Origin of the sequence: Mesorhizobium sp. M7A.F.Ca.ET.027.03.2.1 (assembly GCF_003999175.1) — a bacterium.
Classification (GTDB): Bacteria; Pseudomonadota; Alphaproteobacteria; order Rhizobiales; family Rhizobiaceae; genus Mesorhizobium.
Map to the genome: position 1 here is coordinate 1 of NZ_RZOM01000748.1, position 3,128 is coordinate 3,128.

The window sequence follows — 3,128 nt, forward strand, 5'->3', positions numbered from 1 at the left end:
GTCGGCAAGACTGCGGTCACCGTTGCCGGAGCGGGCGCCCGACGGTACCGCCAATGCCTTGGCGATCGGCGAACCAGGCCCCTCGAGCTTCGCCGTCAGATGGACGACCTCCGCCGCCAGCGCGTTCATCTGCTCGCGCAAGGCGGAGCTGCTGTCCGTGGCCTTGGACGCGGCCAGTGCGGTGAGGTCGGCCTTCAGCCGCTTGTTCTCGCGCGCCAGCGCCGTCAGCCTCGCCTCGAGCTGCTCACGGTCACTGTCGAGCTTGGCGATTGCCTTGTCCAAGTCATCGCTCTTGGCGACATCGCCGCCCTTGCCGACCAGGCGCAAGGCTGGCGCGCTGTCTTCGGATTTCGATCTTTCGCGCATGCGTGCCAGTTCCTTTTCGCGGCGGTCGAGTTTGTCTTCGCGATCGGCAAGTGTGGCCAGCAGCCGCTCGACCTTCTTGTCGAGTTCGGCGGTCCTTTTCTTCTCGGCTTTCAGGGCCTCCCGCGCGGCCTTGCTTTCGGCCGCGATTTCCTGGCCGCGCCTGTCGGCTTCCTTGCGCTGGCCGCGCAGCATCGCAATGTCACTGGCGAGCTTCTGCATTTCGGACTCTCGCGCCACGAGTTCGATCTGCCGGCTGCTCGAGGAAAAACTGGCGTCGTCATACATGCGCTCCAGCTTTTGCAGCTCAAGTGCACGCTTTTCCAGCTTGCGCTCGGTTTCCTTCAGCCGCTCCGAAAGCTGCTGCAACTCGCCCTCTCGTTGACGCAGCGCTTCGTTCTTCGCGCCCAGATCGGTCAGCGCCTGGTTCTTGTCCGTCCGCTCGACCGCCAGGCCCTTCATGGCCTCGCGACCGCGATTGATCTCGACGAGTTGTTCGGCCGCCTTCTCTCGCAACGCCTTGACGCTGATTTCCAGGCGGCGCGTCGTCATGGCGTATTCGGCGCGGATGCGATCCTTGTCCGCCTGGATTTCGGTTTGCGTCAGAGGGATCGAGGATTCGACGCGTCTGCGTGTAAGCGTGACCGCACGACGCCAGATGGCCGGAGCCACCATGAGCGCCAGAAAGCCAGCACAGAGAAAGCCGAGGACGAAGAACAGGACCGACTGGACCAAGTGACTACCCGTTGTGGCCGGTAAGCATCAAACCAGATAAACCAAAAGCGCATAGAGCGCTTTGACTGTGCCACGTTGACATGGCGGAAATCCAGCGTTGCGGCAAGGGTTTGCCGCAACGCCACGAGTTTAATGCATGTCGACCCAAAAGCGGTCCCGGTTTTGGGCAACGACAGCCAAGGACTTCAGCTTAGAACGGATTCCAGGTGGCGCGCTCGGTAAGCTTCAGATAGCCGAGATTGACGCCAAGCCGGGCACCGACACCGGTGCGGATCGGCACCAAAACCACATTGTTGTTCTTCAGCACGTTGAAGCCGACACCAGCCACCACATAGGCCGAACCGGCGACGCCGCCATAGCGGTTGTAGAGGCTGCCCACATCGTCGAGATTGTAGACCAGCATCATCACCCGCGACCCCTCGCCGCCGAAATCCCAGCCGAGCGATGGGCCTTGCCAGAACACTTTGTGATCGCCGGCATTCTTGGTGTAGAGCGTGCCTTCGCCATAGGTCAGGCCACCGATCAGCGCGCCCGAGCCCTCTTCGCCCAGCAGATAGCCGTTGGGCAGGCCGTAGGAAGCAAAAATCTTCTCGACGACCGTGGCGAGCCCGCCCGATGTCGCGCCGAAGAACTTGTGACCGGAATCGACAATCTCCTGAGCGGTGTATTCCTGGGCCCGCAGGGCTGAAGTCGAGAAGACGAGAACGCCCAGGAGCGTGACCGCCATTGAGAAGACACGGAGAAAGCTCCGGTCGTAGTATCGGGAAAACATGCTTCCAATCTCCGTCAGGGAGCACCTTCGCCGACGCCTCGCACCCCGTACGGCTCTTTTAGCCGGCCGTTAAGGGTAACTGTTAGGGGCAAACTATGCCGTAATCCTTTTTCAACCATTAAGCTCCCACATGAACATGGCGGTTCGAAGGCTGTTTGGGGTCGCTCAAGTGGGGCCGGCAGCCTGCGTGAACACGCCATTTGCCACAACCACAATTTGGATTTGTTGCTGCACGCACGGGCGCTGTGTATTCAGAAAGCCCGAGGAGAGAGTGTGTGATTCGTGTGGCAGGCGACGATCGATCGCCCGGCCATGAGTTGTGAGATTTTGCAGGGATTTTTCGCCGATGGCCGATCTGTTCACCCTTTCCGCACCCGATCTGGCAGCGCTTTTGTGCAGCCGGGTCTGCCACGATATCATCTCGCCGGTCGGCGCGATCAACAACGGGCTCGAATTGCTTGATGAAGGCGGCGCCGACGAAGACGCCATGAAGCTGATCCGCCAGAGCGCCCGCAACGCTTCGGCCCGCCTGCAGTTCGCCCGCATCGCCTTCGGTGCCGCCGGCTCGGCCGGCATGTTGATCGATACCGGCGATGCCGAAGCGGTCGCCATCGCCTTCCTCAAGAACGAAAAGCCGGAACTGACCTGGAACGGGCCCCGCGCGTTGCTGCCCAAGAACAAGGTCAAGCTGCTGCTCAACCTGATCCTCGTCGCCAATGCCGCCATTCCGCGCGGCGGCAAGCTTTCCGTGACGCTGGAAAACCTCGAGACCGAACCGCGTTTCGCGCTTGCGTCGGCTGGCCCGATGCTGCGTGTGCCGCCGAAATTTCTCGAACTGCATTCCGGCCACAAGCCGGAGGAGCCGATCGACGCGCATTCCGTGCAGCCCTACTACACGCTGCTTCTGGCGCGCGAAGCCGGCATGACGATATCGATCCACGCGACGCCGGAAGAAATCGTGCTTTCGGCGGCCTGATTGCGCAGCCGATAGCGCGAAGTATTTCTACATTGAAATCTGTAATTCCAGCTCATCGACTTGAGATGTGTCTGGTCGTCCAGGCAGCGCCAAAGCATTCGCGAATAAAAGTAGGCACCTGCCTATCTTTGTAAAAATTTTACCTAACGCCTTTTCGGCTTCTTTACCAGATTGGCCTATGGTGCGTCCTTGATGCCCCCGACGCTACCGGACTGCCAGAAGGCAAAGAGGACCCGGAAATGAAACGCTGCATGTTCGTCGACGATTCAAGCGTCATCAGGA

At 60.5% G+C, this 3,128-nt stretch carries 3 protein-coding genes; 1 reads left to right on the plus strand and 2 read right to left on the minus strand.

The features are described from left to right. Positions 1–1,098 (minus strand): hypothetical protein (locus tag EN750_RS26120; protein WP_127398297.1); only part of this gene is annotated, 1,098 nt, incomplete at its 3' end. Positions 1,099–1,288: 190 nt separating this feature from the next. Then, positions 1,289–1,825, minus strand: coding sequence for an EipA family protein (locus tag EN750_RS26125; RefSeq protein WP_236382921.1), 537 nt, complete (start codon positions 1,823–1,825; stop codon positions 1,289–1,291). 391 nt (positions 1,826–2,216) lie between these two features. Between EN750_RS26125 and EN750_RS26130 the strand changes: the two genes are divergently transcribed. After that, a complete protein-coding gene (locus EN750_RS26130) occupies positions 2,217–2,846 on the plus strand; it encodes a histidine phosphotransferase family protein (RefSeq protein WP_024504504.1) in 630 nt (209 codons plus the stop codon). The last annotated feature ends 282 nt before the right edge of the window (positions 2,847–3,128 follow it).

Bases quoted from the DNA above. Each gene is read 5' to 3' on its own strand.
- EN750_RS26130 (WP_024504504.1), top strand. From the start codon at position 2,217: ATGGCCGATCTGTTCACCCTTTCCGCACCCGATCTGGCAGCGCTTTTG.
- EN750_RS26125 (WP_236382921.1), bottom strand. From the start codon at position 1,825: ATGGCGGTCACGCTCCTGGGCGTTCTCGTCTTCTCGACTTCAGCCCTG.